Annotated in this window: 23 protein-coding genes; 16 read left to right on the top strand and 7 right to left on the bottom strand. The window is 63.7% G+C overall.

What is annotated here, in order from left to right; all coding sequences use genetic code 11:
* Positions 1-4: 4 nt before the first annotated feature.
* On the top strand, positions 5-733 hold the full coding sequence (locus tag JV18_RS0101400; protein WP_033073121.1) for an SDR family NAD(P)-dependent oxidoreductase: 729 nt from the start codon (positions 5-7) through the stop codon (positions 731-733).
* On the top strand, positions 730-1,386 hold the full coding sequence (locus tag JV18_RS0101405) for a TVP38/TMEM64 family protein (protein WP_033073122.1): 657 nt from the start codon (positions 730-732) through the stop codon (positions 1,384-1,386). Before JV18_RS0101400 ends, JV18_RS0101405 begins: the two co-directional genes overlap by 4 nt.
* Here JV18_RS0101405 and JV18_RS0101410 read toward each other — a convergent pair.
* On the bottom strand, positions 1,383-2,591 hold the full coding sequence (locus tag JV18_RS0101410) for a saccharopine dehydrogenase family protein (protein ID WP_033073123.1): 1,209 nt from the start codon (positions 2,589-2,591) through the stop codon (positions 1,383-1,385). The genes JV18_RS0101405 and JV18_RS0101410 overlap by 4 nt on opposite strands.
* 63 nt (positions 2,592-2,654) lie before the next feature.
* On the opposite strand from JV18_RS0101410, the gene JV18_RS0101415 reads away from it, so the two are divergent.
* The 4 genes from JV18_RS0101415 (at position 2,655) to JV18_RS0101430 (ending at position 6,192) form a co-directional block, all read left to right on the top strand.
* Entirely contained in the window at positions 2,655-3,647 is a 993-nt protein-coding gene (locus JV18_RS0101415) for a threonine ammonia-lyase (protein WP_033073124.1), read from the top strand.
* A gap of 56 nt (positions 3,648-3,703) precedes the next feature.
* Complete coding sequence (locus JV18_RS0101420) at positions 3,704-4,132, top strand: hypothetical protein (RefSeq protein WP_033073125.1); 429 nt, start codon at positions 3,704-3,706, stop codon at positions 4,130-4,132.
* A 192-nt stretch (positions 4,133-4,324) separates the two neighbouring features.
* The gene (locus tag JV18_RS0101425) at positions 4,325-5,545 is read left to right on the top strand and encodes a DUF3419 family protein (RefSeq protein ID WP_081944792.1); all 1,221 of its coding nucleotides are present in this window, start codon (positions 4,325-4,327) and stop codon (positions 5,543-5,545) included.
* 2 nt (positions 5,546-5,547) lie between these two features.
* Positions 5,548-6,192 (top strand): class I SAM-dependent methyltransferase, encoded by a 645-nt coding sequence (locus JV18_RS0101430; protein ID WP_033073127.1) that lies wholly within the window; start codon positions 5,548-5,550, stop codon positions 6,190-6,192.
* 151 nt (positions 6,193-6,343) lie between these two features.
* On the opposite strand, the gene hemA is transcribed toward JV18_RS0101430, so the two are convergent.
* Together hemA and murI are read right to left on the bottom strand one after the other, a co-directional pair.
* On the bottom strand, positions 6,344-7,564 hold the full coding sequence (gene hemA / locus JV18_RS0101435; protein WP_033074806.1) for a 5-aminolevulinate synthase: 1,221 nt from the start codon (positions 7,562-7,564) through the stop codon (positions 6,344-6,346).
* Positions 7,565-7,677: 113 nt separating this feature from the next.
* On the bottom strand, positions 7,678-8,484 hold the full coding sequence (gene murI, locus JV18_RS0101440) for a glutamate racemase (RefSeq protein ID WP_033073128.1): 807 nt from the start codon (positions 8,482-8,484) through the stop codon (positions 7,678-7,680).
* A 141-nt stretch (positions 8,485-8,625) separates the two neighbouring features.
* Here murI and plsY point away from each other — a divergent pair, with 141 nt between their 5' ends.
* The 4 genes from plsY (at position 8,626) to JV18_RS0101460 (ending at position 14,351) form a co-directional block, all read left to right on the top strand.
* Positions 8,626-9,228 (top strand): glycerol-3-phosphate 1-O-acyltransferase PlsY, encoded by a 603-nt coding sequence (gene plsY, locus JV18_RS0101445; RefSeq protein ID WP_033073129.1) that lies wholly within the window; start codon positions 8,626-8,628, stop codon positions 9,226-9,228.
* Positions 9,225-10,322, top strand: a complete 1,098-nt coding sequence (dprA, locus tag JV18_RS0101450) for a DNA-processing protein DprA (protein ID WP_033073130.1) — start codon at positions 9,225-9,227, stop codon at positions 10,320-10,322. The genes plsY and dprA overlap by 4 nt, the downstream gene beginning before the upstream one ends.
* 105 nt (positions 10,323-10,427) lie before the next feature.
* Positions 10,428-13,007 (top strand): type I DNA topoisomerase, encoded by a 2,580-nt coding sequence (gene topA, locus JV18_RS0101455; RefSeq protein WP_033073131.1) that lies wholly within the window; start codon positions 10,428-10,430, stop codon positions 13,005-13,007.
* Between the two features lie 213 nt (positions 13,008-13,220).
* A complete protein-coding gene (locus JV18_RS0101460; RefSeq protein ID WP_052071666.1) occupies positions 13,221-14,351 on the top strand; it encodes an alpha/beta fold hydrolase in 1,131 nt (376 codons plus the stop codon).
* Between the two features lie 52 nt (positions 14,352-14,403).
* Here JV18_RS0101460 and era read toward each other — a convergent pair whose 3' ends face one another.
* From era to lepB, 3 genes are read right to left on the bottom strand one after another with little or no spacing between them, the layout of a single operon-like run.
* Positions 14,404-15,297, bottom strand: a complete 894-nt coding sequence (era, locus tag JV18_RS0101465) for a GTPase Era (protein ID WP_033073132.1) — start codon at positions 15,295-15,297, stop codon at positions 14,404-14,406.
* Positions 15,294-15,977: a ribonuclease III gene (gene rnc / locus JV18_RS0101470; protein WP_033073133.1), complete on the bottom strand. Its 684-nt coding sequence runs from the start codon at positions 15,975-15,977 to the stop codon at positions 15,294-15,296. The genes era and rnc overlap by 4 nt, the downstream gene beginning before the upstream one ends.
* Entirely contained in the window at positions 15,974-16,840 is an 867-nt protein-coding gene (gene lepB, locus JV18_RS0101475) for a signal peptidase I (RefSeq protein WP_144243838.1), read from the bottom strand. The genes rnc and lepB overlap by 4 nt, the downstream gene beginning before the upstream one ends.
* Before the next feature lie 198 nt (positions 16,841-17,038).
* Between lepB and pgi the strand changes: the two genes are divergently transcribed.
* The gene (gene pgi, locus JV18_RS0101480; protein WP_033073134.1) at positions 17,039-18,550 is read left to right on the top strand and encodes a glucose-6-phosphate isomerase; all 1,512 of its coding nucleotides are present in this window, start codon (positions 17,039-17,041) and stop codon (positions 18,548-18,550) included.
* A gap of 71 nt (positions 18,551-18,621) precedes the next feature.
* Positions 18,622-19,968, top strand: coding sequence for a glutathione-disulfide reductase (gene gor, locus JV18_RS0101485; protein WP_033073135.1), 1,347 nt, complete (start codon positions 18,622-18,624; stop codon positions 19,966-19,968).
* Positions 19,969-20,089: 121 nt separating this feature from the next.
* Here gor and JV18_RS0101490 read toward each other — a convergent pair whose 3' ends face one another.
* On the bottom strand, positions 20,090-21,511 hold the full coding sequence (locus JV18_RS0101490) for a helix-turn-helix domain-containing protein (RefSeq protein WP_235302718.1): 1,422 nt from the start codon (positions 21,509-21,511) through the stop codon (positions 20,090-20,092).
* A 96-nt stretch (positions 21,512-21,607) separates the two neighbouring features.
* Between JV18_RS0101490 and JV18_RS0101495 the strand changes: the two genes are divergently transcribed.
* The 4 genes from JV18_RS0101495 (at position 21,608) to scpA (ending at position 26,499) form a co-directional block, all read left to right on the top strand.
* Positions 21,608-23,140, top strand: coding sequence for an acyl-CoA carboxylase subunit beta (locus JV18_RS0101495; RefSeq protein ID WP_033074809.1), 1,533 nt, complete (start codon positions 21,608-21,610; stop codon positions 23,138-23,140).
* A gap of 208 nt (positions 23,141-23,348) precedes the next feature.
* A complete protein-coding gene (locus JV18_RS0101500; RefSeq protein ID WP_033073137.1) occupies positions 23,349-23,807 on the top strand; it encodes an OsmC family protein in 459 nt (152 codons plus the stop codon).
* Positions 23,804-24,241 (top strand): methylmalonyl-CoA epimerase, encoded by a 438-nt coding sequence (gene mce, locus JV18_RS0101505; RefSeq protein ID WP_033073138.1) that lies wholly within the window; start codon positions 23,804-23,806, stop codon positions 24,239-24,241. Before JV18_RS0101500 ends, mce begins: the two co-directional genes overlap by 4 nt.
* A 104-nt stretch (positions 24,242-24,345) precedes the next feature.
* On the top strand, positions 24,346-26,499 hold the full coding sequence (gene scpA, locus JV18_RS0101510; RefSeq protein ID WP_033073139.1) for a methylmalonyl-CoA mutase: 2,154 nt from the start codon (positions 24,346-24,348) through the stop codon (positions 26,497-26,499).
* Positions 26,500-26,507: the final 8 nt, after the last annotated feature.

Below are 26,507 nucleotides of genomic sequence, written 5' to 3' on the forward strand. Positions count from 1 at the left end.
TTCGATGAACATCACCAACCAGCATATCGTCCTGACCGGCGCTTCGTCCGGCATCGGACGCGAAATTGCAACCATGCTCGCGCCCGATAACCGGCTGACCCTGATCGGCCGCCGCGTGCCCGAAGGAATCGAGCCTGCGCCCCACCGCTTCCTCGGCGCCGATCTCGCCGATGCCGCAGCGGTGCGGGCGGCGGCGGCGGCAGCAATTGCAGACGAAGGCACCGCCGTCGACGGGCTGATCAACTGCGCCGCCATCCAATATACCCCGCGTCTGACCGATGCCGATTTCGATCCGGAGCGCTCGATTCGCGAAATCGCAGTCAATCTCACCGCGCCTGTCTTGCTCGCCGCCGCCTTGCTCCCCGCGCTGCGCCGTGCACCCGCCGCCTTTATCTGCAACGTCAATTCAGGCCTCGCGCTCGTGCCCAAAAGCGAATCCGCCGTCTATTGCGCGACGAAGGCGGGGCTGGACAATTTCTCGCAAGGCCTGCGATTACAGCTTGCGGGCACCTCCATCGCCGTCCTTCAGGCTTTCCTCCCCCTCGTCGATACCCCGATGACGGCGGGACGCGGGCGCGGCAAGATGGACGCGGCGACAGCGGCCAAGGCGATATTGCGCGGAATCGAAAACCGCCATGCCGACAATGATATCGGCAAGGTCGGCCTCTTGCGCCTGCTCCGCCGCCTCTCGCCGGCGCTCGCGTCGCGGGTGATGCAGGGGGCGGCGCAATGAAAAGCCTGCTCAAGCTCATGGCGGGTCTCGCCGCCCTTTTTGCGACCACTTTCATCATTGGCCGCCTGCTCGGTCTCTTCACCGCCGACAATATTCGCGGCTGGCTCGATGCGGCGGCCCAATGGTCGGCGCCGACCGTCGCCATGCTGGTGATATTGCTGCTTTTCGCCGATCTCTTCATCGCCGTGCCGACGCTGACGGTGATGCTGCTTGCGGGTTATTTCCTCGGCTTCCTCCCCGGCTTTGCCGCCGCGCTCACCGGTTCCTGCCTAGCTGCCTTTGTCGGCTATGCCCTCGGCCGTCGCTATGGCACGCGCATCATCGCCCGGATCATCCGCGATCCCGCCGAGCGCGCGCGGATCGACGCCGCCTTTGCCGATCATGGCGGCGCGATGATCCTGCTCGCGCGCGCCGCGCCAATCCTGCCCGAAGTCACGGCCAGCATGGCAGGCGCGACCGTCATGGCGTTCCCGCGCTTCGCCTTGCTCTATCTCGCCGCGACCATTCCCTATGCCGCGATTGCAGCGTGGGCCGGGTCGGTGAGCACGCTCAGCAATCCGATGCCCGCCATTTACGCAGTGATCGGCCTCTACGCCCTCTTCTGGACCGCAGGCTTCCTCTATCGCCGCCGCACGGGGCGCCAGATGCTCTAGAAATCCAGCGGCGCGTCGAGTTCCTTCACCTGCCACGGCAGGCCATGTTTCATCAGCATGTCCATGAAGGGATCGGGGTCCATCTGTTCCATGTTGAACACACCTTCGCCCGCCCATGTGCCCGTCACCATCATCGCGGTGCCGATCATCGCGGGAACGCCGGTGGTATAGCTTACCGCCTGATTGCCCGTTTCGGCATAAGCGTCCTCATGGTCGCAGATATTATAGAGATAGAGCGTCTTTTCCTTGCCATCCTTGCCAAGGCCGGTGGCGATGACACCGATATTGGTCTTGCCCTTGGTCGTTTCGCCCAGGCTCGACGGTTCGGGCAGCACGGCCTTCAAAAACTGGAGCGGAATGATTTCCTTGCCCTCATAGATCACCGGGTCGATCCGCGTCATGCCGACATTCTGCAGCACATTGAGGTGGGTGATATAGGCATCGCCAAAAGTCATCCAGAAACGGATGCGCTTGATTTCGGGCAGATGCGTTTTCAGGCTCTCAATCTCCTCATGATACATGAGGTACATATTTTTCGGGCCAACCTCTTCGAAATCAAATTCCTGCTTCACCGACATGGCGGGAGTTTCGACCCATTCGCCATTTTCCCAGTGACGCGCGACCGCGGTGACTTCGCGGATATTGATCTCGGGGTTGAAGTTGGTTGCAAAATGCTGGCCATGGTCGCCGCCATTGCAGTCGAGAATGTCGAGCGTGTCGATCCGCTCGAAATGATGCTTCTTCAGCCAGGTGGTGAAAACGCTCGTCACGCCGGGGTCAAAGCCCGATCCCAGCAGCGCCATCAGCCCCGCTTCCTTGAACCGGTCCTGATAGGCCCATTGCCAATGATATTCGAACTTCGCCTCGTCGCGCGGTTCATAGTTGGCGGTGTCGAGATAATGCGCGCCGGTGTTGAGGCACGCCTCCATGATGTTGAGGTCCTGATAGGGCAGGGCAAGGTTCACCACATGGGTCGCGCCGATTTCGCGGATCAGCGCGGCGGTCGCGTCAATATCATCGGCGTCGATCTCGGCGGTCTTGATGACGACTCCGGTGCGGCTTTTCACCGATTCGGCGATGGCGTCGCATTTGAACTTGCGGCGGCTGGCGAGAGTGATGTGGGGGAAAATATTGGCGTTCATCGCCATTTTATGGACCGCCACCGACCCGACGCCGCCTGCGCCGATCACCAGAACCTTGCTCATCGAAAAATCTCCTGTCGCGGCGCGCGCCGCCTGCTAATCTGGCCCGCCATATAGGACCAAGCCATGACAGAACAAAGCCCCCATCCCGCCGCCGGTTCCATGCGCGCGCCCACTGCCGGGGGCGTGGCGCGCGCGGCGGAAAAAATTGCCGAAATTCTCCCGCCCACACCCTTGTTGCCGCTGGAGGTCGATGGCCGCACCATCTGGTGCAAGGCCGAATGCCTTCAGCCCGTGGGTGCGTTCAAGATTCGCGGCGCGTGGCACCGGCTGACCGATTTGAGCGCGGAGGAAGCCGCGGCAGGGGTCGTCGGCGTTTCCAGCGGCAATCATGCCCAGGGGGTCGCCTGGGCGGCGAAGCGGCTGGGCATAGCGGCGACCATCATCATGCCCAGCAATGCGCCGCGGATGAAACTCGACGCCACCCGCGCGCTGGGGGCCGAGGTCATCCTCTATGACCGCGTCAATGAATCGCGCGACGCGATCGCGGCGGAGCTTTTGCGCACGCGCGGCGGTACGCTCGTCCATGCCTATGGCGATCCCTGGATTATCGAGGGGCAGGGGACGACCGGCATCGAGGCCAGCGCCCAGCTTGCCGCGCGCGGGCTCGGCTCGCCCGACCGGATCGTCGCCTGTTGCGGCGGCGGCGGCTTGTCCGCGGGCCTCGCGCTCGCCTGCCCCGACGCCGAAATTATCGCGGTCGAACCCGAAGGGTGGGACGATGTCACCCGCTCGCTCGAGGCGGGGCGCATTCTCGCGGTCGAGGATCTTGCCTATCCCACCGAATGCGATGCGCTCCAGACGCCGCAAACCTGGCCGATCAACTTTGCGGTGCTGCAGGCGCGGGGCGTGCGCGGGGTGGCGGTGACGCGCGAGGAAGTGCGCCACGCGGTGCGCGTCGCCTTTGAACGGCTGCACCTCGTCGTCGAGCCGGGCGGCGCGGCGGCGCTCGCTGCGGTGCTGGCGGGCAAGGCTGGGTTCAGCGACACTATGCTTGTCACTTTGTCGGGCGGGAACATCGACCCGGCGCATTTTGCCGAGATTTTGCAGGCGCGCTGAGTTTCAAACTGACATGATGCCCCTTTATACAGGGTATCGAAAGCGGGAGATTGATTATGAAATGGCACGGACTGATGATGGGCGCGGCCGCAGCGATGCTGCTCGCGGGCTGCGAAAAGGCCGAAGCGCCTGCTCCCGACGAAACGGTGGCAGAGGTGGAGAGCGAAGCCAGCATGCCGGCGGCCGAAACAGGTGCCGAAGGGCATAAATTCGCCGACTGGGCCGGGCGCTGGATCGGGGTGGAGGGCATGTATGTCGACATCACCCCGACCGAACCGGGCCAATATGCGCTCGCCATGCAATCCGACCTTGATACCAAGGGCGAATATCAGGGCAGCGACAGCGAAGAGGGCATCAAGTTCGAACGCGGCGGCGAAAACCTCACCCTGCGCGCGAGCAATGGCGATGCCATTGGCCTTAAATATCTGGCGGGCAAGCAGGACTGCCTGATCGTCAAGCCCGGCGAAGGCTATTGCCGCGACTGAGCGGGCGCTTGGCAGGTTGATGCACCCCGGCGAAAACCGGGGTGCACGCCGCATAGCGCCGCCCCCTCCGGCCTCTGGCCTTCGCCGGGACGCCCATAATCTGTCGTCATTTTGTCACCGAAAGGACGCGGGAATCGCAAATTGACCTGCCATGCGCAGCCCTAGGGGACTTATTTTTCCGGGGTGCACATGATGGCCAGCCTGCCCAATCGCATGATTGCAACTGCCGTCGTCCGTCAGGATGGCGCGCAGAAACAGCGAATGCTCGACCGCGCCTTTGCGCTGGCGTTCAAGGGGCTGGTCTATGCCCAGATATGGGAAGACCCGCTGGTCGATATGGAGGCGCTGGCGATCCAGCCGGGGCAGCGGATTGCGACCATCGCCAGCGGCGGCTGCAATGTCCTCTCCTATCTCACTGCTGATCCGGCCGAGATCGTCGCGGTCGATCTCAACACCGCGCATGTCGCGCTCAACCATCTCAAACGCGTCGCGGTCCAGCGCCTGCCCGATTACCCGAGCTATCGCCGCTTCTTCGCCGACGCCGACAGCAATGCCAATATCGCCGATTATCGCCATTTCATTGCACCCCATCTCGACGATGTCAGCCGCCGTTATTGGGAGGGGCGCGATCTTGCCGGGCGCCGCCGCATCAACGGCTTTGCCCGCGGCGTCTACAAGCGCGGGCTGCTCGGCAATTTCATCGGCCTTGCCCATTTGCTCGCGCGGCTGCACCGCGTCGATCCGCGCGCCTTTCTCGAAGCCAAAAGCGTGGAGGAACAGCGGGCGATTTTCGACGCGAAATTCGCGCCCTTTTTCGACCGCAAGTTCATCCGCTGGATGACCGACCAGCGTTCCTCGCTCTTCGGCCTTGGCATCCCTCCGGCGCAATATGATGCGCTGGCGGGGGGCAAACCCATGGCGGACGTGCTGCGCGCGCGGCTCGAAAAGCTCGCCTGCGATTTTCCGCTTCAGGATAATTATTTTGCCTGGCAGGCCTTCGGACGCGGCTATGGCAAGACGCCCGCTGCGCCGCTGCCGCCCTATTTGCAGGCCGATCATTATGCCGCGGTCAAGGCGCGCGCCCATCGGGTGACGATGCTTCACGCCAATATGACCGACATGCTCGCGGCCAGCGATGCCGCCAGCTTCGACCGCTATGTGTTTCTGGACGCGCAGGATTGGATGAGCGACGCGCAGCTCACCGCGCTCTGGGCCGAAGTGACGCGCACCGCGCGTCCTGGCGCGCGCGTCCTCTTCCGGACCGCCGCGGAGCCGAGCCTCTTGCCGGGACGCCTGCTTGCTGCCTTGCTCGACCGCTGGGACTATCGGGCCGAGGAATCGCGCGATTACACCCGCCGCGACCGCTCGGCCATTTATGGCGGCGTCCATCTTTATGTGCTGCGGGGCGCCTGATCATGGCGGGGGGGCATGGCGAACTGATGGATCGCGTCTATCGGACGCAGCGGCATATTTATGACCTCAGCCGCAAATATTATCTGCTGGGGCGCGACGGGCTGATCGCCGATCTGGCGCCGCCGCCGGGCGGCGCGATATTGGAGATTGGCTGCGGCACGGGGCGCAATCTGGTCGCGGCGGCGCGGCGCTGGCCGCAGGCGCAATGTTTCGGGATCGATATTTCGGAGGCGATGCTGGAAACCGCGCGCGCTTCGATCCGCCGCGCCGGGCTGGCGGGCCGGGTGACGGTCGCGCGCGCCGATGCCTGCGATTTCGATGCCGATGCCTTGTTCGGAAGGGCCGCCTTCGACCGGATTTTCATCAGCTATGCGCTGTCGATGATCCCCGACTGGAAGGCCGCGCTGGTTCAGGCGGCGCAGCATGTCGCCCCCGGCGGGCGGCTCGAAGTTGTCGACTTCGGCCAGCAGGAAGGCCTGCCTTCCTTGTGGAAGCAGGGCCTCTTCGGCTGGCTCTCCCAATTCCACGTCGCCCCGCGCGCCGAACTCGGCCCGCTCATCGCCGGATTGGCAAGGGAAACCGGCAGCGCCGGCTATTGCCGCAGCCTCTATCGTGGCTACGCCCTGCGCTGCGGCCTCGTGCGATAACCCCGTCACTTTCGTCATCCCGGGCTCGACCCGGTTGGTCATCCCGGGCTCGATCCGGGATCCAGACGAGCCAGCAAGGTCGGGCAATATCCGTCAACCCCGCCGCACCAAACGAACGCTGCGCGGCACCTTTGCCAACATCCGCTCCGTTTCAGGCGGCCTTTTGCAGTTGCAATTCCAGCCGATCCCAGATTTCGACCAGCGCCGCGGTCAAATCGCGCATCATCGCTTCGTTATGCGCCGGCCCCGGCGTAAAGCGCAGCCGCTCGGTGCCGCGCGGCACGGTCGGGAAATTGATCGGCTGCACATAAACGCCATATTCGGCGAGCAAAATATCGCTGATCTTCTTCGCCCGCACCGGATCGCCGACCATCAGCGGGACGATATGCGTCGTCGAATCCATGACCGGCAACCCCGCCTCGCGAAAGCTCTGCTTGAGGAAAGCCGCCGCCGCCTGCTGCGCCTCGCGCTCGACGCTCGACTCTTTCAAATGCCGTACGCTCGCCAGTACGCCCGCAACGAGCACCGGCGACAGGCTGGTTGTGAAGATGAAACCGGGGGCATAAGATCGGATGACGTCGATGATATTCTTGTCGGCGGCGATATAGCCGCCCATCACGCCAAGGGCCTTGCCCAGCGTGCCTTCGATGATCGTCACGCGGCTGGCGGCCTCGTCGCGGTCGGTGATGCCGCCGCCGCGCGGGCCATACATGCCGACGGCGTGAACCTCGTCGCAATAGGTAATGGCGTTATATTTGTCGGCCAGATCGCAAATGGCGTGGATCGGCGCGACATCGCCGTCCATCGAATAGACGCTTTCAAAGGCGATGACCTTCGCCGCCTCGGGATCGTCGGCGGCCAGCATCTCTTCCAGATGGTCAAGGTCATTGTGGCGCCAAACGCGCTTTTCGCAGCCCGAATTGCGGATTCCCGCGATCATTGAGGCGTGGTTGAGCTCGTCCGAATAGATGATGCAATTGGGCAAAAGCTTGCCCAGCGTGCCCAGCGTTGCCTCGTTCGAAATATAGCCCGAAGTAAAGAGTAGCGCGCCTTCCTTGCCGTGCAGGTCGGCCAACTCATGCTCCAGATCGACATGATAATGGGTATTGCCGCCGATGTTGCGCGTGCCGCCCGATCCTGCGCCGACATCGTGCAGCGCTTCTTCCATCGCGGCGACGACCTTGGGGTGCTGCCCCATGGCGAGATAATCGTTCGAGCACCAGACGGTGATCGGCTTGGGGCCATTATGCCCCGCAAAACAGCGCGCATTGGGGAAAGCGCCCTTGTTGCGAAGAATGTCGATAAAGACGCGGTAACGGCCTTCTTCGTGGAGGCGATCGATCGCCCTGGCGAAAATATCGTTGTAATTCACTATGGCAGCCCCGCGGATCTTATCGGCGTGCGCCGCTTCCTCCAGCGACGAATTTGGCTCCCAATAACTTCGAATATGGCCGAAATCCAGTGCAAACGATTCGCAAGCCTGGGTCAAATTGTCTCAATGCTGCCGATCCCATAGGGCGCAAGCGTCGCCAGCGGCGGCGGCGGACGACCCGCGCTGCGCGTGAAAACGGCGATTCCGGGGGGCGCCCGGTCGGGCCAGACGCTCCCTTCGGTCAGATGGGCAACGCGCCGGGAAATGCCCTCCGCCCCGTCGATCATCGTCACGCTGTCGCCCAGTTCGCGCTGCAATTCGGCCTCCAGCAAGGGGAAATGGGTGCAGGCGAGCACGAGCACGTCCATGGCCGCGCCCTGCGGCTGTTCGCGCAGGCCCGCTACGGCGCGGGCCACGACCGCCTGATCGACGATGCCGCCGTGCAGCTTGGTTTCGGCTGCCGTTACCAATTCGGGGCTTCCATGGCGCAGGACGCATTGGTCCGCCGCAAACCGGCGCGAAAGATCCTCGACATAGGGTTGGCGCACCGTTGCCTCGGTGCCGAGCACACCGATGACGCCGCTTTTCGAAAGCGCCGCCGCCGGTTTGATCGCGGGAACGGTGCCGACGATCGGCAGGTCGAGCGCGGCGCGAATATGGGGAAGGGCGATGGTCGAGGCCGTGTTGCAGGCGATGACCGCAAGCCGCGGTTGATAGCGCTCCACCAGTCGTCCCAAAAGGGCAGGGACGCGGGACGCCAGCTCCGCCTCGCTTTTCTGGCCATAGGGCAGGCCGGCATAATCGGCCGCATAGACGATGGGCGCCGTGGGCAGCAGCGCGCGCGTCGGCCCCAGTACGGTAAGACCGCCGAGGCCGCTGTCGAAAAACAGGATAGGCGCGTCAGGGGAAGCAGAAGACATGGACGATGCGCGTAGCATGGCGGGGGATGAGGTCAATCGCGGGAATGCCGTGCTCCCGCGAAAAGCCTCCCGCCAATGCCGGAATCCGTTGATCGGGGGCGGCAATCGCGCCACAGTGGGGCGAAACAGCGGGGAACCGGAATGACCGTCTATCTTCTCATTTTGGCCGTATATCTGATCGGCTCCATCCCCTTTGGGGTGATATTGACCCGCGCGATGGGCGCGGGCGACCTGCGCCAGATCGGTTCGGGCAATATCGGCGCGACCAATGTGCTGCGGACGGGGCGCAAGGGGTTGGCGGCGGCGACCTTGCTGCTCGACGGTGCCAAAGGGGCGGTGGCGGTGCTGCTGGCGCGGCATTTCGCTCCGGAGCTGGGTAACGACGGCGCGATGATCGCGGGGGCGGCGGCGATGATCGGCCATTGCTATCCCGTCTGGCTGCGCTTTCGGGGTGGCAAGGGCGTCGCCACGCTGGGCGGCCTGGCGCTGGCGCTCGCCTGGCCCTTGGGGCTGATCTTTGCGGTCGTGTGGATTGGCACTTTGCTCCTTTCGCGAATTTCTTCCCTTGGCGGCATGACGGCCGCAGTGGCGGCGCCGGTTGCCGCGCTTGCGCTGGGCTATCCCGCCTATGCCGTGGGCCTCGCGGGGCTGGCGCTGATCGTCCTCTGGCGCCACCGGGCCAATATCGCCCGGCTACGCGCCGGGACGGAACCGCGCGTTGGCGGCAAGAAGGATGCTGCATGACGGCTGACGAGCGGCTGGCGCGGCTGCGCTTGATCCGCACGCCGCAGGTCGGACCGGTAAGCTGGCGTCAGTTGATGGCGCGCTTCGGTTCCGCCGAGGCGGCGATTGAGGCGCTCCCCGAACTCGCCGCGCGCGGCGGTCGGCGCTTGCGCGTGGCCCCTGCCGCCGTGGCGGAGCAGGAGATGGCGCGCGTCGCCGCGCTGGGTGCACGGCATATTTTCTGCGACGAGGCCGATTATTCCCCCTTGCTCCGCGAAATCGAAAGCGCGCCGCCGGTGCTCATCGCGCGCGGCGATGCGGCGATACTGCACCGTCCCTGTGTCGCCATCGTCGGCGCGCGCAACGCTTCGGCGGCGGCGTGCCGCTTTGCCCGGCAACTCGCCAGCGATCTGGCGGTCGAGGGGGTGACGGTGGTCAGCGGGCTGGCGCGCGGCGTCGATACAGCGGCCCATGTCGGCGCGCTGGGCGGCGCGACCGTTGGCGTGATCGCCAGCGGGATCGACGTCGCTTTTCCGACCGAAAATGCAGCGCTTCAGGAAAAGCTCGCCAGCGAGCATCTTCTCCTCGCCGAACAGCCGCCGGGCACCGAGCCGCTTGCGCGCCATTTTCCCTCGCGCAATCGCATCATCGCGGGCGCCGCGCAGGCGACGGTGGTGATCGAGGCCGCCCCCAAATCGGGATCGCTGATCACCGCCCGCCGCGCCGCTGACTATGGCCGCGAGGTGATGGCCGTGCCGGGATCGCCGCTCGACCCGCGCGCGCAGGGCTGCAATCTGCTGATCCGCGAAGGCGCGACGCTGATCCAATATGCTGCCGATGTGCTGGAGGCGCTGAACCCCATCGACCCTCGCATGATGCGCGAAACGCCCCGCGAATATGCCTTCGCGCCCTTGGAAGCGGCGATGGCGGACGCGCCCGTTGGCGAAGCGGAGCGAGAGGGGCTCGCCGCGCTCCTTGGCCCAACCCCGGTGGGCGTCGATGAGCTGGTGCGCCAGTCGGGCCAGCCTCCGTCCGCTGTGCAGCTCGTGCTTCTGGAAATGGAACTGGCGGGCCGGATCGAACGGCATGCCGGGGCGAAGGTCTCGCTCGCCTGATCCATCCCCCTTGCAGGGCGGCTTCCCAAATCCCTCTTGACGGCAGGGCAGGGCGCCCCCAACCCTCGCGCGTATGTGTAAGGGTTCCCAAGGAACGGATTTTCAATGCAATTGGTAATTGTCGAATCGCCGGCCAAGGCAAAGACGATCGAAAAATATCTGGGCCGCGATTTCAAGGTTCTCGCCAGCTATGGCCATGTGCGCGATCTGCCGCCCAAGGACGGATCGGTCGATCCCGATGACGGCTTTGCGATGCAGTGGCAGCTTTATCCCGACAAGGCGAAGCGGCTGAAGGAAATTTCGGATGCCGCCAAACAGGCCGACCGTCTGATCCTCGCGACCGACCCTGATCGCGAAGGGGAAGCGATCAGCTGGCATGTGCAGGAATTGCTGCGCAGCAAAAAGGCGCTGCCGGCCAAGGTCGATCGCGTCACCTTCAACGCCATCACCAAACAGGCCGTGACCGATGCGATGGCGCAGCCGCGCGGGCTCGACGATGATCTGATCGACGCATACCGCGCCCGCCGCGCGCTCGATTATCTGGTCGGCTTTACCCTGTCGCCCGTCCTGTGGCGCAAGCTGCCGGGTGCGAAATCGGCGGGGCGCGTCCAGTCGGTTGCGCTGCGCATGATCGTCGAGCGCGAGCGCGAGATCGAAGCCTTTGTCGCGGTCCAATATTGGTCGGTCACCGGCCTTTTCGAAATGGGCGGAACGCCGTTCAAGGCGCGGCTCGCGCGCTGGCGCGGCGACAAGATCGAGCGGCTGACGATCCAGAGCGAAGCCGACGCGCGCGCTGCCGAAGCCGATGTGAAGGCCGGCCATTTCACGGTCGAGGGCGTCGAAACCCGCCCGCTCACCCGTAACCCCCCGCCGCCCTTCACCACCTCCACCTTGCAGCAGGAGGCCGCGCGCAAGCTGGGCTTTTCGGCGAGCCACACGATGCGGATCGCGCAGGGCCTCTATGAGGATGGTGCGATCACCTATATGCGTACCGACGGCGTGCAGATGGACGGCAGCGCGATCAGCGCCGCGCGGCGCGCCATCGCTGACCGCTATGACGGCGGCTATGTCCCCGACAAGCCGCGCCAATATCAAAGCAAGGCGAAAAATGCGCAGGAAGCGCACGAAGCCATCCGCCCCACCGATTTTTCAAAGGACAAGGCGGGAAGCGGCGATCATGCGCGGCTCTATGAACTGGTCTGGAAGCGCGCGCTCGCCAGCCAGATGGCCTCGGCGCGGCTGGAGCGCACCAGCATCGATCTGGTCGATGGCACGGGCAAGACGATGCTTCGCGCGACGGGCCAGGTGGTGAAATTCCCCGGCTTCCTTGCCCTATATGACGAAGGGCGCGACGATGCGGGTGAAGAGGATGATGCGCGCCTGCTTCCTGCCATGGCCAAGGGCGATGCCCCGGCCAAGACCGGGGTGGAGGTCGAAGCCCATGAAACCCAGCCGCCGCCGCGCTATTCGGAGGCAAGCCTCGTCAAAAAGATGGAGGAGCTCGGCATCGGGCGCCCCTCGACCTATGCCTCCATTCTTCAGGTGCTCAAGGACCGCGCCTATGTGACGGTGGAGAAAAACCGCTTCATCCCAGAGGAAAGCGGGCGCCTGCTCACCGCCTTTCTGGAACGCTTCTTCGAACGCTATGTCCAATATGATTTCACCGCCGGGCTCGAAGAAGAGCTCGACGATGTGTCGGGTGGCCGCGCGCAGTGGCAGGCGGTGCTCGATCGCTTCTGGCGCGATTTCAAACCCCGCACTGGCGAGGTGATGGAGCAAAAGCCGTCGGAAATCACCGCGGCGCTCGACGAATTTCTCGGCCCCTATCTTTTCCCGGAGAAGGGCGACGGCAGCGACCCGCGCGTCTGCCCCAGCTGCACCACCGGGCGGCTGGCGCTGCGCGGCGGGCGTTTCGGCCCCTTCATTGCGTGCAGCAATTATCCCGATTGCAAATTCACCCGCAAATTCGCGCAGCCGGGGGGCAGCGATACTGGCGATACCGGCCCCGAAACGCTGGGCACCGATCCCGACACGGGCGAAGAGGTGACAAAGCGCAGCGGCCGCTTCGGACCCTATGTGCAATTGGGCGAGGGGAAGGAGGCCAAGCGCGCCTCCATCCCCAAGGATGTTGCGCCCGAGGATTTCGATCTCGACTATGCGCTGCGGCTGCTCAGCCTGCCGCGCGAGATTGGCGTGCATCCCGAAAGCGGAAAGCCGATTCTGGCAGGGCTGGGCCGCTATGGCCCCTATCTGCTCCATGACGGCAAATATGCGAAATTGTCGGGGACTGCCGAAATTTTCGAGATCGGGATGAATGCGGCAGTCGTCCGCATCGCCGAGGCCGCCGCCAATGGCGGACGCGGCCGCACCAAGGCCGAGCCGCTCAAGACATTCGGCGCCCATCCCACCAGTGGCGGAGAAATCAAGCTGATGGCGGGCCGCTATGGCCCCTATGTCACCGACGGTACCACCAATGCGACCTTGCCCAAGACAATCGAACCCGACGCGCTAACTGAAGAGGAAGCCGTCGCGCTGATCGATGCCAAGGCCGCCAAGGGACCGGCAAAGGGCAAGAAAAAGGCGCCTGCCAAAAAGGCTGCGGCGAAAAAGGCTCCCGCCAAAAAGGCGGCAGCGAAGAAGGCGCCTGCCAAAAAGAAGAAGGCAGAGGAAAAGGCGGCGGAATAGGGCGCGCGGGGGAACCCGCGTCATTGCGACGAGCATAGCGACGAAGCAATCTCCAGTCCTCATGCCATATCAAGGCGTGGACTGGCGATTGCGCCTCCCTCTCCGGGCGCAATGACCGCTGCCACGAACAAGCTGTTCCGCCTTCCTTTTCAGCGGGATGACGCCCTGGTTTGAATATGATAGCCTCCCCTTTAAATTGGGGAGGCTTTGCTTATGCGTTCATTGCTCGCCGTCTGCGCCGCGTCGCTTCTGGCCTTCGCCGCGCCAGCATCCGCCCAGCAGGTCGGATCGCTTGTTTCCGCCGATCCTGTCACCGACACGCCGCCGGGAATGCAGGCGTGGCGGATACGCTATTGGACGAGCAATGGCGCCGGCGCGCGGCAGGAGGTGACGGGCATGGTCGTCGCCCCGCGCGAAGCCATGCCGCGCACCCCGCGCCGGGTGATCGCATGGGCGCATGGCACGTCGGGCGTAGCCGAAAAATGCGCGCCGTCGAACAGCCCCGGCTTTTACGAGGCGACCCCGGGCCTCGCCGAGATGATCGCGCAAAATTACGTCGTGGTCGCGCCCGACTATCCGGGGCTGGGCAGCAAGGGGCCGCACCCCTATCTGATCGGGGTCGATACCGCCTATTCGGTACTCGACGCCGTGCGCGCCGCGCGCTCTGTTTCGGGCGCAGCTGCGGGGGATCGCTTTGCCGTGTGGGGCGAATCGCAGGGCGGGCACGCCGCTCTGTGGACCGCCGCCACCGCGCGCGGCTATGCGCCCGATCTGACCCTCGTCGGCACCGCCGCCGCCGCGCCGCCGACCGATCTTCCCGCAAACATGCGGCAGGCGAGCGATGCCAATGCGCGTGCGATGCTCCTCGCCTTCACCCTCTATAGCTGGTCGCAATATTTCGGCTATTCACTCGACGGCTTCACCAACAAGACAAACCAGGGCGTCATTCGCCGCCTTTCGGAAAATAACTGCATCGAATTGCACAACAAGCCGAAGCTTGGCACGATTCTCGGCATATTGGCGGTGCGGCAGGCGATGAAACGAAGGGATGTTACGCGGCTTCAGCCCTTCGCCGCGACGATGCAGGCGAACAGCGTCGATCCGGCCAGCGTGCCGGGACCGCTGCTGATCGCACAGGGGAGCAAGGACACGATCGTCGCCCCCGCCGTAACGCGCAGCTTTGCCAAGGCGGTGTGCAAGCGCCGCACCCCGCTGCAGTGGATCGAGGTAGAGGGCGGCAGCCATACCGACAGCGCGCGCGGCAATGCGACCGGGCAGACGCTGGACTGGATCACCGCGCGCTTTAATGGACAGGCGCCGCCCGACGATTGCGGACGCTTTTGATCTCCGCAAAGCGGCAGGGGCGCAGGAAAGGGGGGTAGGCGACCCGGGCGCCTCAATCCACCCAGTCAAGCCCCATGTCGCGGTACACGCTGCGGTCCTCGTCCCAATTTTCCTTGACCTTGACGTGCAGGAACAGGTGGACCTTGCGCCCCATCAGCTCTGCGAGCTCGGCGCGCGCGCGGGCGCCGATTTCCTTGATCCGGCTGCCGCCCTTGCCAAGCACGATCGCGCGCTGATTGTCGCGCGCGACATAAATTTGCTGGTGAATTTCGGCGCTCCCGTCGGGACGCGTCTTGAACAATTCAGTCTCGACCGTTGATTGATAGGGCAGTTCTTCGTGAAGCTGGCGGTAAAGCTGCTCGCGCGTGATTTCAGCCGCCAACATGCGCTCGGGCGCATCGCTCACCTCATCTTCGGGGAAGTGCCATGGCCCCTCGGGCATCAGGGTGGCAAGGTGCGCCTTGAGCTGCATCACCCCGTCGCCGCTGCTTGCCGCAATGAAAAATGTTTCATCAAAGGGCAGGCGCTGGTTCAATTCGGTGGCGATGGTCAGCAGCTTGTCTTTCTTGACCAGATCGACCTTGTTGAGGATCAGATATTTCTTCTCGGGCCGCCCCGCGACGCCTTCCAGCACGCGCTCGACGCGGCCCGTCAGCTTGGCCGCGGCATCGACCATCACCAATATCGCCTCGGCTTCTTCCAGGCTGCCCCAAGCGGCTGCGACCATGGCGCGGTCGAGGCGGCGATTGGGGGCAAAAATGCCCGGTGTGTCGATCAGGACGATTTGCGCGTCGCCTTCCATCGCGACGCCCATCAGCCTTGTGCGCGTCGTCTGCGCCTTGGGGCTGACGATCGCGACCTTCTGGCCGACAAGGGCGTTGACGAGCGTCGACTTGCCCGCATTGGGCGCACCGACTACCGCGACGAAACCGCAGCGCTGGGTCATTTTTCTTCTTCCTGAATCAATTTGTCGAGCAGGGCGGCGGCTGCCGCTTTTTCGGCGGCCTGTTTCGACGCGCCTTCGCCGGTGGCTTCGGCGAGCTTGCCGATGGTGGCCGCGACCAGAAAGCGCGGGGCATGATCGGGGCCTTCGCGCCGCACGATGCGATATTCGGGCGGGCGCCGTTTGCGCGCCAGCGCCCATTCCTGCAGCGCCGCCTTGGGATGTTTGGGCGCCGCGACCTGCCCGTCGATCATCTCGCCCCATTGGGCAGTGATAAAGGCGCGCGCCGCCGCTTCGCCGAGATCAAGCCAGATGGCGCCGATCAGCGCCTCCAGAACATCGGCGGCGATATTGTCGCTGTGCCGCCCGCCATCGCTGACCGCCTGGGCGCCGAAGCGGACATGGGCGTTAAGGTCGAGCCGCCGGGCAATGCGCGCGCAGGCTTCCCCCGAGGCCAGCGCGTGCAGCCGCGAGGATAATTCGCCCTCGCTTGCCTTGGGAAAGCGGCGAAACAATTCCGACGCGATGATCAGGCCCAGAACGCGGTCGCCCAGAAATTCCAGCCGCTGATAATCGCTTTCGCCGCTGCTCCCATGCGTCAGCGCCTGGTGATAAAGCGCTATGTCCTGCGGGCGCGCGCCGATAATCGCGGTCAGGGCTTCGCTGGAGATGGCTGCCTTCAAAAAGCTTCCCCGATACGGTCCCAGCGGGTGGCGGTAAACCAGCTGACGGGGTTGAACCAGCTCGCCGATCCGTCGGTCGAGAACATGCCGACCAGCGCGTGACCCACCAGATTTTCTTCGGGCACAAGGCCGATGCCCTGATTTTCAATCGCCGGGAAACGGCTGTCGGCGCTGCGGTCGCGATTGTCGCCCATCATGAACAAATGCCCCTCGGGCACGGTGATCAGCGGCGTGTCATCCTCGGCAATGGGCATCAGGTCGAGGATCGCATAGCTGCGACCGCCGGGCAGCGTTTCGCGGAACTGCGGATAGCGGCACTGGCGCTGGCCCGTCGCGGACACTTCCTCAAATTCGGGCGCGAAACAGGGCAGCGACCCCGTTGCGCGCGCCGCATCGATCATATTTTGCGTCACCGGAATGACGAAATCGGCCATGCGCTCGCGTTTCAGCGGCTTGCCGTTCAGCCAGACAATACCATCCTTCAGCTGGATCGTGTCGCCCGGCAGGCCGATCACCCGCTTGATATAGTCATTGTCGTTGAGCGGGGGCGCTTTGAACACCGCAACATCGCCGCGTTCGGGTGTGCGCGGAAAAATGCGGCCAGGGATCAGCGGCACACTGAACGGCAGGCTATATCGGGAATAGCCATAAGCCATTTTATTCACGAGCAAATAATCGCCGATCAGCAAGCGCGGCTGCATCGATTCCGACGGAATGTTGAAAGGAGAAAGAAAGAAACTGCGAAACACCAACACCGCCACCGCGAGGAGCGCAAGGAAGCGCACGGTGTCGACCGCTTCTTCCTTTGCGGAAACGGGGGCGGAGCTGGGTTTGTTGTCGGCGGTGGCGCTGGCGTCTGTCATGCCCATGGCATTGGCGATGAATAGGTCTGCGCGTCAAGCAAATATCGGCCAGCGATGCTGGCAAGGCGCTGATGGCTCGCCTATGGATCGCTCGACGATTTCCGTTCGCTTCCGCGCGGGGATGCTGCGGAGCAGAACGGTGAAGGGAACTCGTTCCGCCCCGGCCCATTTCGGAGGCGAGTAACAGAAGGAAGACCGATGACGGACGCTGCTCAGGCCTGGCAATCACTGGCCGATTGGAAACCGCAGAAAATCGCCGACCTGATCGCGGCGGGACCGGAAGCGCGACTGAACTCCCTTGTTCGCACCATCGCCGACATTCGTTTTGACTTCACCAAAACCCATTTGGATCAGCCCGCCATCGGCTTGTTGTCGGATCTGGCCGAAGCGCAGGATTTTGCCGGTCGTCGCAAGACGCTCTTTTCGGGCGGCATCGCCAACCCGACCGAAGACCGGGCGGCGGAACATAGCGCCGAACGCGGCGAAGGCGCGCCCGAATCGGTGCATCGCGCGCAGGCATTCCACCAGCGCATGCGGATGTTGATCGACGCGATTGAAGCGGGCGCTTTTGGCGAGATACGGCATTTGCTGCATATCGGCATCGGCGGTTCGGCGCTTGGCCCCGACCTGCTTGTCGATGCCTTGGGCCGTAACAGCGACCGCTATGATGTGGCGGTGGTTTCCAATGTCGATGGCGCCGCGCTGAGCGAGGCTTTCGCCAAGTTCGATCCGCAATATACGCTGGTGGCCGTCGCCTCCAAAACCTTCACCACCACCGAAACGCTGCTTAACGCCGCTTCGGCGCGTCAGTGGCTTGAAGAAGCGGGCGTGGATGACCCGACAGGCCGCTTTATCGCGCTGACGGCCAACCCCGACAAGGCGATGGAGTGGGGGATCGACGAAACGCGTATCTTGCCGTTCAATGAAACGGTAGGCGGGCGCTATTCGCTCTGGTCGTCGATCGGCTTTCCCGCCGCGCTGGCGCTGGGGTGGGAGGCTTTTGCCGAGCTGTTGGAAGGCGCGGCGGAGATGGACCGGCACTTCCGGCTGGCGAATGGCGCCGACAATGTCTGCCTGCTCGCCGCCTTTGTCGATCAGCTTTATGCCAATCGGCTCGATTGCCAGACGCGCGCAGTCTTTGCTTATGACGAGCGGCTGCGCCTGCTTCCCGATTATCTGCAGCAATTGGAGATGGAATCGAACGGCAAGGGCGTGACGCTGGACGGCCAGCCGCTGGGCCGGGCCAGTGCGTCCATCACCTGGGGCGGGGTCGGCACCGACGCGCAGCATGCGGTGTTCCAGCTTCTCCATCAGGGCACCCATCTGGTGCCCGTCGAATTTCTGGTTGCGCGCGAACCCGATCATAATCTGGATCTTACCCATCATGACACGCTGGTCGCCAATTGCATCGCGCAGGGCGCCGCACTGATGACCGGACGCGCCAGTGAAGATGGCGCGCGCCATTATCCGGGCGACCGGCCCTCGACCACCATATTGCTCGACCGGGTCAGCCCGCGCAGCCTTGGCGCGCTCATCGCCTTTTACGAGCATCGGGTGTTCGCCAACGCCGTGCTGCTGGGCATCAATCCCTTTGACCAGTTCGGGGTCGAGCTGGGCAAGGAGGTCGCCAAGGGGCTGGGCGAGGGCAGCATGGAATTTGATCCGGCGACCCAGGCCCTGATGGCGGCGGCGCTGGACGAAGGGGTCTGATCGCAAAATTCGATTGGCAAAGCTCGATCGGCTGACCACATAGGCGTCTGCCAACCAGCAGGGGCTTATCCATGAGTAAATTTGACTTCGACCTGTTTGTCATCGGCGCCGGGTCGGGCGGCGTGCGCGCAAGCCGCGTGGCAGCCTCACATGGCGCGCGCGTCGCGGTCGCCGAAGAGCATCGGGTCGGCGGCACCTGCGTTATCCGCGGCTGCGTGCCCAAGAAGCTGCTCGTCTATGGCGCGCATTTTGCCGAGGACCTGAAGGACGCGCGCCAATTTGGCTGGGACGTTCCCGATTGCAAGTTCGACTGGGACCGGCTGCGCGACAATGTGCTGAACGAGGTCACGCGGCTGGAGGGTCTTTATGGCCAGACGCTCGAAAATCACAAGGTGACGCTGTTCAAGAGCCGCGCGACGGTGACCGGGCCGCAGCAGGTAACGCTGGCGGACGGGCAGACGATCAGCGCCGAACGCATATTGATCGCGACGGGCGGCTGGCCCTTCGTCCCCGAATTTCCCGGCAGTGAATATGCCATCACTTCGAATGAAGTGTTCCATCTGGGTAAGTTGCCCAAGCGGATCGTGATCGCGGGCGGCGGCTATATCGCCAATGAATTTGCCGGCATTTTCAACGAATTTGGCAGCAAGGTCACCATCGTCAATCGCAGCGATACGATTTTGCGCGGCTATGATGAGCAAATCCGCGACCGGTTGCTGCAGATTTCGATGACCAAGGGCATCGAGTTCAAATTCAACGCCCCCTTCCGGTCTATCGAGAAAAAGGATGACGGCTCGCTGACCGTCCATCTCGATAATTGCGACCCGATCGACGCCGACGCGGTGCTGATCGCCACCGGCCGCGTCCCCAATACCAAGGGGCTGGGGCTGGAAGACGTCGGGGTCGAACTGGATGAAAAGGGCGCGATCAAGGTCGATGAAGCCAATCAGTCATCGGTTCCCGGCATCTATGCCGTCGGCGACGTGACCGACCGCATTCAATTGACCCCCGTCGCGATCCGCGAAGGTCAGGCCTTTGCCGACAGCGTCTTCGGCGGCAAGCCCACCACGGTCGATTATCGCAATGTGCCAAGCGCCGTGTTCAGCCATCCGCCCATCGGTGCGGTGGGCATGACCGAGGCAGAAGCGCGCAACACGCTGGGGAGCATCCGTACCTATACCAGCGATTTTCGCGCGATGAAAAATGTGCTCGCCGGACGCAATGAGCGCGCGCTGTACAAGATGATCGTCAACGCCGCGACCGATCAGGTCGTTGGCCTCCATATGATCGGCCCCGATGCGCCCGAGATTTTGCAGGCGGCTGCGGTCGCGGTAAAGGCGGGGCTGACCAAGGCGGATTTCGACGCGACCGTCGCGCTGCACCCCAGCATGGCCGAAGAACTGGTGCTGCTGAAATAGCCTGCCTCAACCCGAATTCCCGTTCGTGTCGAGCGAAGTCGAGACAGGTTGGGCCTGCCTTCGACTTCATGCGTCTCGACTTCGCTCGACACGAACGGAGCTTGGTGTAGCTCCCCTCGCTTCACCCAATCCGGTACGGCACCACATCGCGCCGGTCGGGATCGACCAATATCGGCCGGTCGCTGGGCGGAAAGGCGCGCTGGTCGCAGTCGTCGCGCGGGCAGATGCGGCAGGAGGGGCCGATGCGGGTTGCGGCCTGCGGGGCAGTGACATCGACGCCATCGGCATAGACGAAATCGGCGGCATATTGCGCCTCGCACCCCAGGGCCACGGCATAGCGGCGCGGGGCGCGGGTATAGCTGCCTGAGGCTTTGACCAGCCCCTTTGCCATGGAAACATAGCGCAGCCCATCGGGGGTTTCGGCAAGCTGGAACAGGATGCGGTCGGGGATGGCCGCAGCTTCATGGACGATCCACAAGGGGCAGGCGCCGCCGAAGCGCGCAAATTGCAGCCGCGTGGCGCTGTGCCTTTTGGTGATATTGCCTGCCATATCGACGCGGCAGAAGAACATGGGAATACCGCGCGCGCCGGGGCGCTGAAGCGTCGACAGGCGGTGACATGCCTGTTCGAAACTCACCCCATATTCCAGACGCAGCCGGTCGATATCATGCCGCAAGGCACGGGCGCTGGCGCGAAAGGCGCTGTAAGGCATGAGCAGCGCGCCCGCGGCATAATTGGCGAGGCCCACATGAAGCAATTGCCGTGCAGCAGTCGTGCGAAGCGGCGTGTCCTCGACCACTGCACTTATTTCCTTGGCCAGCGCAAGCGCGGCAAATTGATGCGCGAGCTGAAAGCGGCGGCTTTCGGCGGGCTGCGACGGGTCGATGACCAGATGGCGCATCGTTGCATCGAAATCGCGTAGCGCCTGCGCCTGCCGATAGACGATGGAAATGCCGAGCGCATCGCGCAGCCGCCGTTCGATCGTCTCGATCGGCGGCGAGGCGGCGGAACCGCGAAGCTGGCCCGCAAGCGCTTCGGCGGCGCGGTCGATGCTGTCGACATAATTGCCGGCATCATGGAACCAGTCGCGCACCTCTTCCCATGGCAGACGGCTGCCCTCAGCCGTGCCGCCGGTCAGCGCCTCGTCAATCATCTGGAGCCGCTGACCGGCGCGGCGATAGGCGGCATGGAGCGCGACAAACTGGTCGGCAAATTGCGGCTGTTGAAGCGCGGCGCGTTCAAGCTGGTCGGGGGGCAGGGGGGCTGCTGCAAAGAGCGGGTCGGCGGCGGCTTCGCGCAGCGCGGCGGCGCGCCGGTCGCCCGTCTCGGCGGCGACCTCCTCCCACTCCAGCGGGAAGAGCTTTTGCAGGCGGCTGAGCAAGGCGGGCGTCAGCGGGCGGTCGTCATGCTCGATCTGGCTGAGATAGGAGGGCGAAATGCTGAGGCGGGCCGCGAAATCGGCCTGCTTGATACCGCGGCTTTCCCGAAGTTGGCGAAGTTGCCGCCCAGCGTAGAGTCGAAGCTGCACCATCGGCGGTAACATAATTTGCAAAGATGAACTTCGCAACTTTGCAAATTCGCATTTGCATGGCGGGGCGGGGCGGGGCAGATGGGAGGCGGAAACAAGCTGGAGATGTGCATGTCCGCCAATATCGCCGAAATGGAACGCCGCCGCGCCGCTGCTGCCGTGGGCGGGGGGCAGAAACGCATCGACGCGCAGCATGCCAAGGGCAAGCTGACCGCGCGCGAGCGGCTCGACGTGCTGCTCGACGAAGGCTCGTTTGAAGAGCTTGATACCTATGTCGAGCATGACTGTGTCGATTTCGGGATGCAGGAACAGCGGATTCCCGGTGATGGCGTGGTGACCGGGTCGGGGACGATCAACGGCCGGCTCGTCTACGTCTTCAGCCAGGATTTCACCGTGTTCGGCGGCTCGCTGTCGAAGCGCCATGCCGAGAAAATCTGCAAGGTGATGGAAAAGGCGATGCTGGTGGGCGCGCCGGTCATCGGGCTCAACGACAGCGGCGGCGCGCGTATCCAGGAGGGCGTGGCCTCGCTCGGCGGCTATGCAGAGGTGTTTCAGAAGAATGTGCTGGCATCGGGCGTGGTGCCGCAGATCAGCCTGATCATGGGCCCGTGTGCGGGCGGCGCGGTTTACAGCCCTGCGATGACCGACTTCATCTTCATGGTGAAGGATTCGAGCTATATGTTCGTTACCGGCCCCGATGTTGTCAAAACGGTGACGAACGAAGTGGTGACGCAGGAAGAGCTCGGCGGCGCGATCACCCATACGACCAAAAGCTCGGTCGCCGATCTGGCATTTGAAAATGACATTGAGGCGCTGCTCGCGGCCCGCGATTTCTTTGATTACCTGCCCGCAAACAACCGCAGCGGGGTGCCCGAGCGGCCGACCGCCGACCCCTATGACCGGATCGAGGAAAGCCTCGACACGCTGATCCCGCCCAATGCGAACCAGCCCTATGACATGCACGAGCTGATCCGCAAAACCGTCGACGAGGGCGATTTCTTCGAGGTGCAGCCCGCGCACGCCGCGAACATCATCTGCGGTTTCGGGCGCATCGAAGGGCGCACCATCGGCATTATCGCGAACCAGCCGCTGGTGCTCGCGGGCGTGCTCGACATCAATTCGTCAAAGAAAGCGGCGCGCTTCGTGCGCTTCTGCGATGCGTTCGAAATCCCGATCGTCACCTTCGTCGACGTCCCCGGCTTCCTGCCCGGCACGGCGCAGGAATATAATGGCATCATCAAACATGGCGCGAAGCTGCTCTTCGCCTATGCCGAGGCGACGGTGCCCAAGATCACGGTGATCACGCGCAAGGCCTATGGCGGCGCCTATGACGTGATGGCGTCAAAGCATTTGCGCGGCGATCTCAACTACGCCTGGCCGACCGCCGAGATTGCGGTGATGGGCGCGAAGGGCGCGGTCGAGATCATCTTCCGCAAGGATATTGGCGACCCCGAAAGAATTGCCGAGCGCACGAAGGAATATGAGGACCGCTTCGCCAACCCCTTCGTCGCGGCGCAGCGCGGCTATATCGACGAGGTGATCTACCCGCACTCAACGCGGAAGCGGATTGCGTTGGGGCTGCGAAAGCTGCGGAACAAGCAGTTGGAGAACCCGTGGAAGAAGCATGACAATATTCCGCTTTAGGCTCTGTTCGTCATGCCGGACTTGATCCGGCATCCATGAAGACAGCGCAGGAAGAATGGACCCCCGGATCAAGTCCGGGGTGACGAAAGTTGGAGAGAGTTCGACATGAGACTAGGCCGCCTCAATCACATCGGCGTTGTGAAGCCTGCCATTGCCGACTTGCTGCAACGTGGCGGTGCGCTGCCAACAGATTTGGAGGACTGTCAGCATGGCCAAATATGAAGCATTGATCGAGTGGGAGGCTTCGCCGTCCGATGACGTGGCGGGCGGCAAATATGGGCGGGGGCACCGCTGGACTTTTGACGAGGGTGTGGTCGTCCCGGCGTCATCGTCGAAGCATGTCGTGCCGCTGCCCTGGTCGCTCGAAGCTGCCGTGGACCCCGAAGAGGCGCTCGTCGCCTCGGCTTCGAGCTGTCACATGCTGACCTTCCTCTATATCGCGGCGAAGGCGGGATATCCCGTGCGCTCCTATCGCGACGCTGCGGTGGGCACCATGGCCAAGGGCGAAGACGGGCGGGTCCAGATTACGCGGGTCGACCTTTTTCCCGAGATCGAGTGGCAGGGCCCGGCTCCCGATGCGGAAACATTGAGTAGACTGCACCATGACGCCCATGATCAATGCTTTATTGCCAATAGCGTCAAGTTTCCGATCGAGGTCATGGCATGAAACTAGGCCGCCTCAACCATATCGGCGTTGCGACGCCGTCGATTGCCGACAGCATCGTCTTTTACCGCGATGTGATGGGCGCGACGCATATTCATGAGCCTTTCGACCTGCCCGAACAGGGGGTGAAAGTGTGTTTCGTCGATACGCCGACCGACAGCGGCATGAATGGTACGCAGATCGAGTTGATCGAGCCGCTGCCCGGCAATACTTCGATTCAGGGCTTCCTCGACAAGAACCCGGCGGGTGGTCAGCATCATCTTTGTTACGAGGTGCCCGACATTCACGCCGCCAAGGCCGAGTTTGAAGCAATGGGCAAGCGCGTGCTTGGCGAGCCGCGGATCGGGGCGCATGGGACGCTTATTTTCTTCGTCCATCCCAAGGATATGGGCGGGGTGCTGACCGAGATTATGGAGACGCCGAAAGGCGATCATTGACGTTCATTCATCGTCACCCCGGACTTGATCCGGGGTCCATTATTCCCGCGCGGAAGGATGGGATGCCGGATCAAGTCCGGCATGACGAAAAGAGAGTAGAGATTATGATCGACAAACCCACCATCGCCGACTGGCAGGCCACCGCCGAGAGGGAGGTGAAGGGCCGCGACCTCACGTGGCACACGCCCGAGGGGATCGAGGTCAAGCCGCTCTACACCGCCGAGGATGTGACCACCGACCCGGGCCTTCCCGGTTTCGCGCCCTTCACGCGCGGGGTGAAGGCGTCGATGTATGCGGGGCGCCCGTGGACGATCCGGCAATATGCGGGCTTTTCGACCGCCGAGGAATCGAACGCATTTTATCGCCGCAACCTCGCGGCGGGGCAAAAGGGGCTGTCGGTCGCCTTCGACCTCGCGACGCACCGCGGCTATGACAGCGACCATCCGCGCGTCGTCGGCGACGTCGGCAAGGCGGGGGTCGCGATCGACAGCGTCGAGGATATGAAGATCCTGTTCGATGGCATCCCGCTCGACAAGATGTCGGTTTCGATGACGATGAACGGCGCGGTGATTCCGATCCTCGCTTTCTTCATCGTCGCGGGCGAGGAGCAGGGGGTCGAACGCGCGTTGCTCGACGGGACGATCCAGAACGACATTCTGAAGGAGTTCATGGTCCGCAACACGTACATCTATCCGCCCGAACCCTCGATGCGGATCATCAGCGACATTTTCGGTTACACGTCACGCGAGATGCCCAAATTCAACAGCATCTCCATCTCCGGCTATCATATGCAGGAAGCGGGGGCGACGCAGGTGCAGGAGCTCGCCTTCACCATCGCCGACGGCATCGAATATGTGAAATATGGCGTCGCCTCGGGGCTCGACATCGACAAGTTCGCGGGGCGCCTGTCCTTCTTTTTCGCGATCGGCATGAACTTCTTCATGGAGGCGGCGAAGCTGCGCGCGGCGCGCGTGCTGTGGCACCGCGCGATGACCCAGCTCGGCGCGCAGTCCGAACGCTCGAAAATGCTGCGCACGCATTGCCAGACGAGCGGCGTCTCGCTGACCGAGCAGGACCCCTATAACAATGTCATCCGCACGACGATCGAGGCGATGGCGGCGATGCTCGGCGGCACGCAGAGCCTCCACACCAATGCGCTCGACGAGGCGATTGCGCTGCCGACCGATTTTTCGGCGCGGATCGCGCGCAATACGCAGATCATCCTGCAGGAAGAGACGGGGATGACCAATGTCGTCGATCCCCTGGGCGGTTCCTATTATGTCGAGGCGCTGACGCAGGAACTGGTCGACAAGGCGCAGGCGATCATCGACCGCGTCGAGGCCGAGGGCGGCATGGCAAAGGCGGTCGCGGCAGGCTGGCCCAAGGCGATGATCGAAGAGGCCGCCGCCGCGCGGCAGGCGCGGGTCGACCGCGGCGACGATGTGATCGTCGGGGTGAACAAATATCGGCTGAAGGACGAAGACCTGCTCGAAACGCTCGAGGTCGACAACACCAAGGTCCGCGAGGCGCAGGTCGCGCGGTTGGGCAAGGTAAAGGCGAGCCGTGACGAGGCGGCATGCCAGGCGGCGCTGAAGGCGCTGCGCGATGCCGCCGCGGCGCCGCAGTCGGTCGAGACCAATCTCCTCGCCCATGCGGTCGAGGCAGCGCGCGCGCGCGCGACGCTCGGTGAGATTTCGGCGGCGATGGAAGAGGCGTTCGACCGCTATGCGACCGTGCCGACGCCGGTGAAGGGCGTCTATGCCGCGCCCTACAAGGACGACACCCGCTGGGCGCAGGTCGTCGACGGGGTGAAGGCGGTCGAGCGGCGGCTGGGGCGCAAGCCGAAATTGCTCGTCGCCAAGATGGGGCAGGATGGCCATGATCGCGGCGCCAATGTGATCGCATCGGCGTTCGGCGACATGGGCTTCGACGTCGTGTCGGGTCCGCTGTTCCAGACGCCCGAGGAAACGGTGGTGCTGGCGCTCGAGAATGACGTCGACGCGGTGGGCGCGTCGAGCCTTGCCGCCGGACACAAGACGCTGATCCCCGAACTGATCAAGGGGCTGAAGGCTGCCGGACGCAGCGATATCAAGGTGATCGCGGGCGGGGTCATCCCGCCGCAGGACTATGATTATCTGCGCGACGCGGGCGTGCAGGGCATTTATGGCCCCGGCTCCAACGTGGTCGAGTGCGCCGCCGATGTGCTGCGCCTGCTCGGCCATAATATGCCGCCCGCCGACGAAAGCGAGGCGGCCTGAGAGCCGGA

The sequence above is a fragment of the Sphingopyxis sp. MWB1 genome, assembly GCF_000763945.1.
Taxonomy (GTDB): domain Bacteria; phylum Pseudomonadota; class Alphaproteobacteria; order Sphingomonadales; family Sphingomonadaceae; genus Sphingopyxis.

Bases quoted from the DNA above. Each gene is read 5' to 3' on its own strand.
- lepB (WP_144243838.1), bottom strand. From the start codon at position 16,840: ATGACAGACGCCAGCGCCACCGCCGACAACAAACCCAGCTCCGCCCCC.
- topA (WP_033073131.1), top strand. From the start codon at position 10,428: ATGCAATTGGTAATTGTCGAATCGCCGGCCAAGGCAAAGACGATCGAA.
- murI (WP_033073128.1), bottom strand. From the start codon at position 8,484: ATGTCTTCTGCTTCCCCTGACGCGCCTATCCTGTTTTTCGACAGCGGC.
- JV18_RS0101460 (WP_052071666.1), top strand. From the start codon at position 13,221: ATGCGTTCATTGCTCGCCGTCTGCGCCGCGTCGCTTCTGGCCTTCGCC.
- dprA (WP_033073130.1), top strand. From the start codon at position 9,225: ATGACGGCTGACGAGCGGCTGGCGCGGCTGCGCTTGATCCGCACGCCG.
- scpA (WP_033073139.1), top strand. From the start codon at position 24,346: ATGATCGACAAACCCACCATCGCCGACTGGCAGGCCACCGCCGAGAGG.
- JV18_RS0101430 (WP_033073127.1), top strand. From the start codon at position 5,548: ATGGCGGGGGGGCATGGCGAACTGATGGATCGCGTCTATCGGACGCAG.
- mce (WP_033073138.1), top strand. From the start codon at position 23,804: ATGAAACTAGGCCGCCTCAACCATATCGGCGTTGCGACGCCGTCGATT.
- JV18_RS0101420 (WP_033073125.1), top strand. From the start codon at position 3,704: ATGAAATGGCACGGACTGATGATGGGCGCGGCCGCAGCGATGCTGCTC.
- plsY (WP_033073129.1), top strand. From the start codon at position 8,626: ATGACCGTCTATCTTCTCATTTTGGCCGTATATCTGATCGGCTCCATC.
- pgi (WP_033073134.1), top strand. From the start codon at position 17,039: ATGACGGACGCTGCTCAGGCCTGGCAATCACTGGCCGATTGGAAACCG.
- JV18_RS0101500 (WP_033073137.1), top strand. From the start codon at position 23,349: ATGGCCAAATATGAAGCATTGATCGAGTGGGAGGCTTCGCCGTCCGAT.
- JV18_RS0101405 (WP_033073122.1), top strand. From the start codon at position 730: ATGAAAAGCCTGCTCAAGCTCATGGCGGGTCTCGCCGCCCTTTTTGCG.
- JV18_RS0101400 (WP_033073121.1), top strand. From the start codon at position 5: ATGAACATCACCAACCAGCATATCGTCCTGACCGGCGCTTCGTCCGGC.
- JV18_RS0101415 (WP_033073124.1), top strand. From the start codon at position 2,655: ATGACAGAACAAAGCCCCCATCCCGCCGCCGGTTCCATGCGCGCGCCC.
- gor (WP_033073135.1), top strand. From the start codon at position 18,622: ATGAGTAAATTTGACTTCGACCTGTTTGTCATCGGCGCCGGGTCGGGC.
- JV18_RS0101410 (WP_033073123.1), bottom strand. From the start codon at position 2,591: ATGAGCAAGGTTCTGGTGATCGGCGCAGGCGGCGTCGGGTCGGTGGCG.
- JV18_RS0101490 (WP_235302718.1), bottom strand. From the start codon at position 21,511: ATGTTACCGCCGATGGTGCAGCTTCGACTCTACGCTGGGCGGCAACTT.
- JV18_RS0101495 (WP_033074809.1), top strand. From the start codon at position 21,608: ATGTCCGCCAATATCGCCGAAATGGAACGCCGCCGCGCCGCTGCTGCC.
- era (WP_033073132.1), bottom strand. From the start codon at position 15,297: ATGACCCAGCGCTGCGGTTTCGTCGCGGTAGTCGGTGCGCCCAATGCG.
- JV18_RS0101425 (WP_081944792.1), top strand. From the start codon at position 4,325: ATGGCCAGCCTGCCCAATCGCATGATTGCAACTGCCGTCGTCCGTCAG.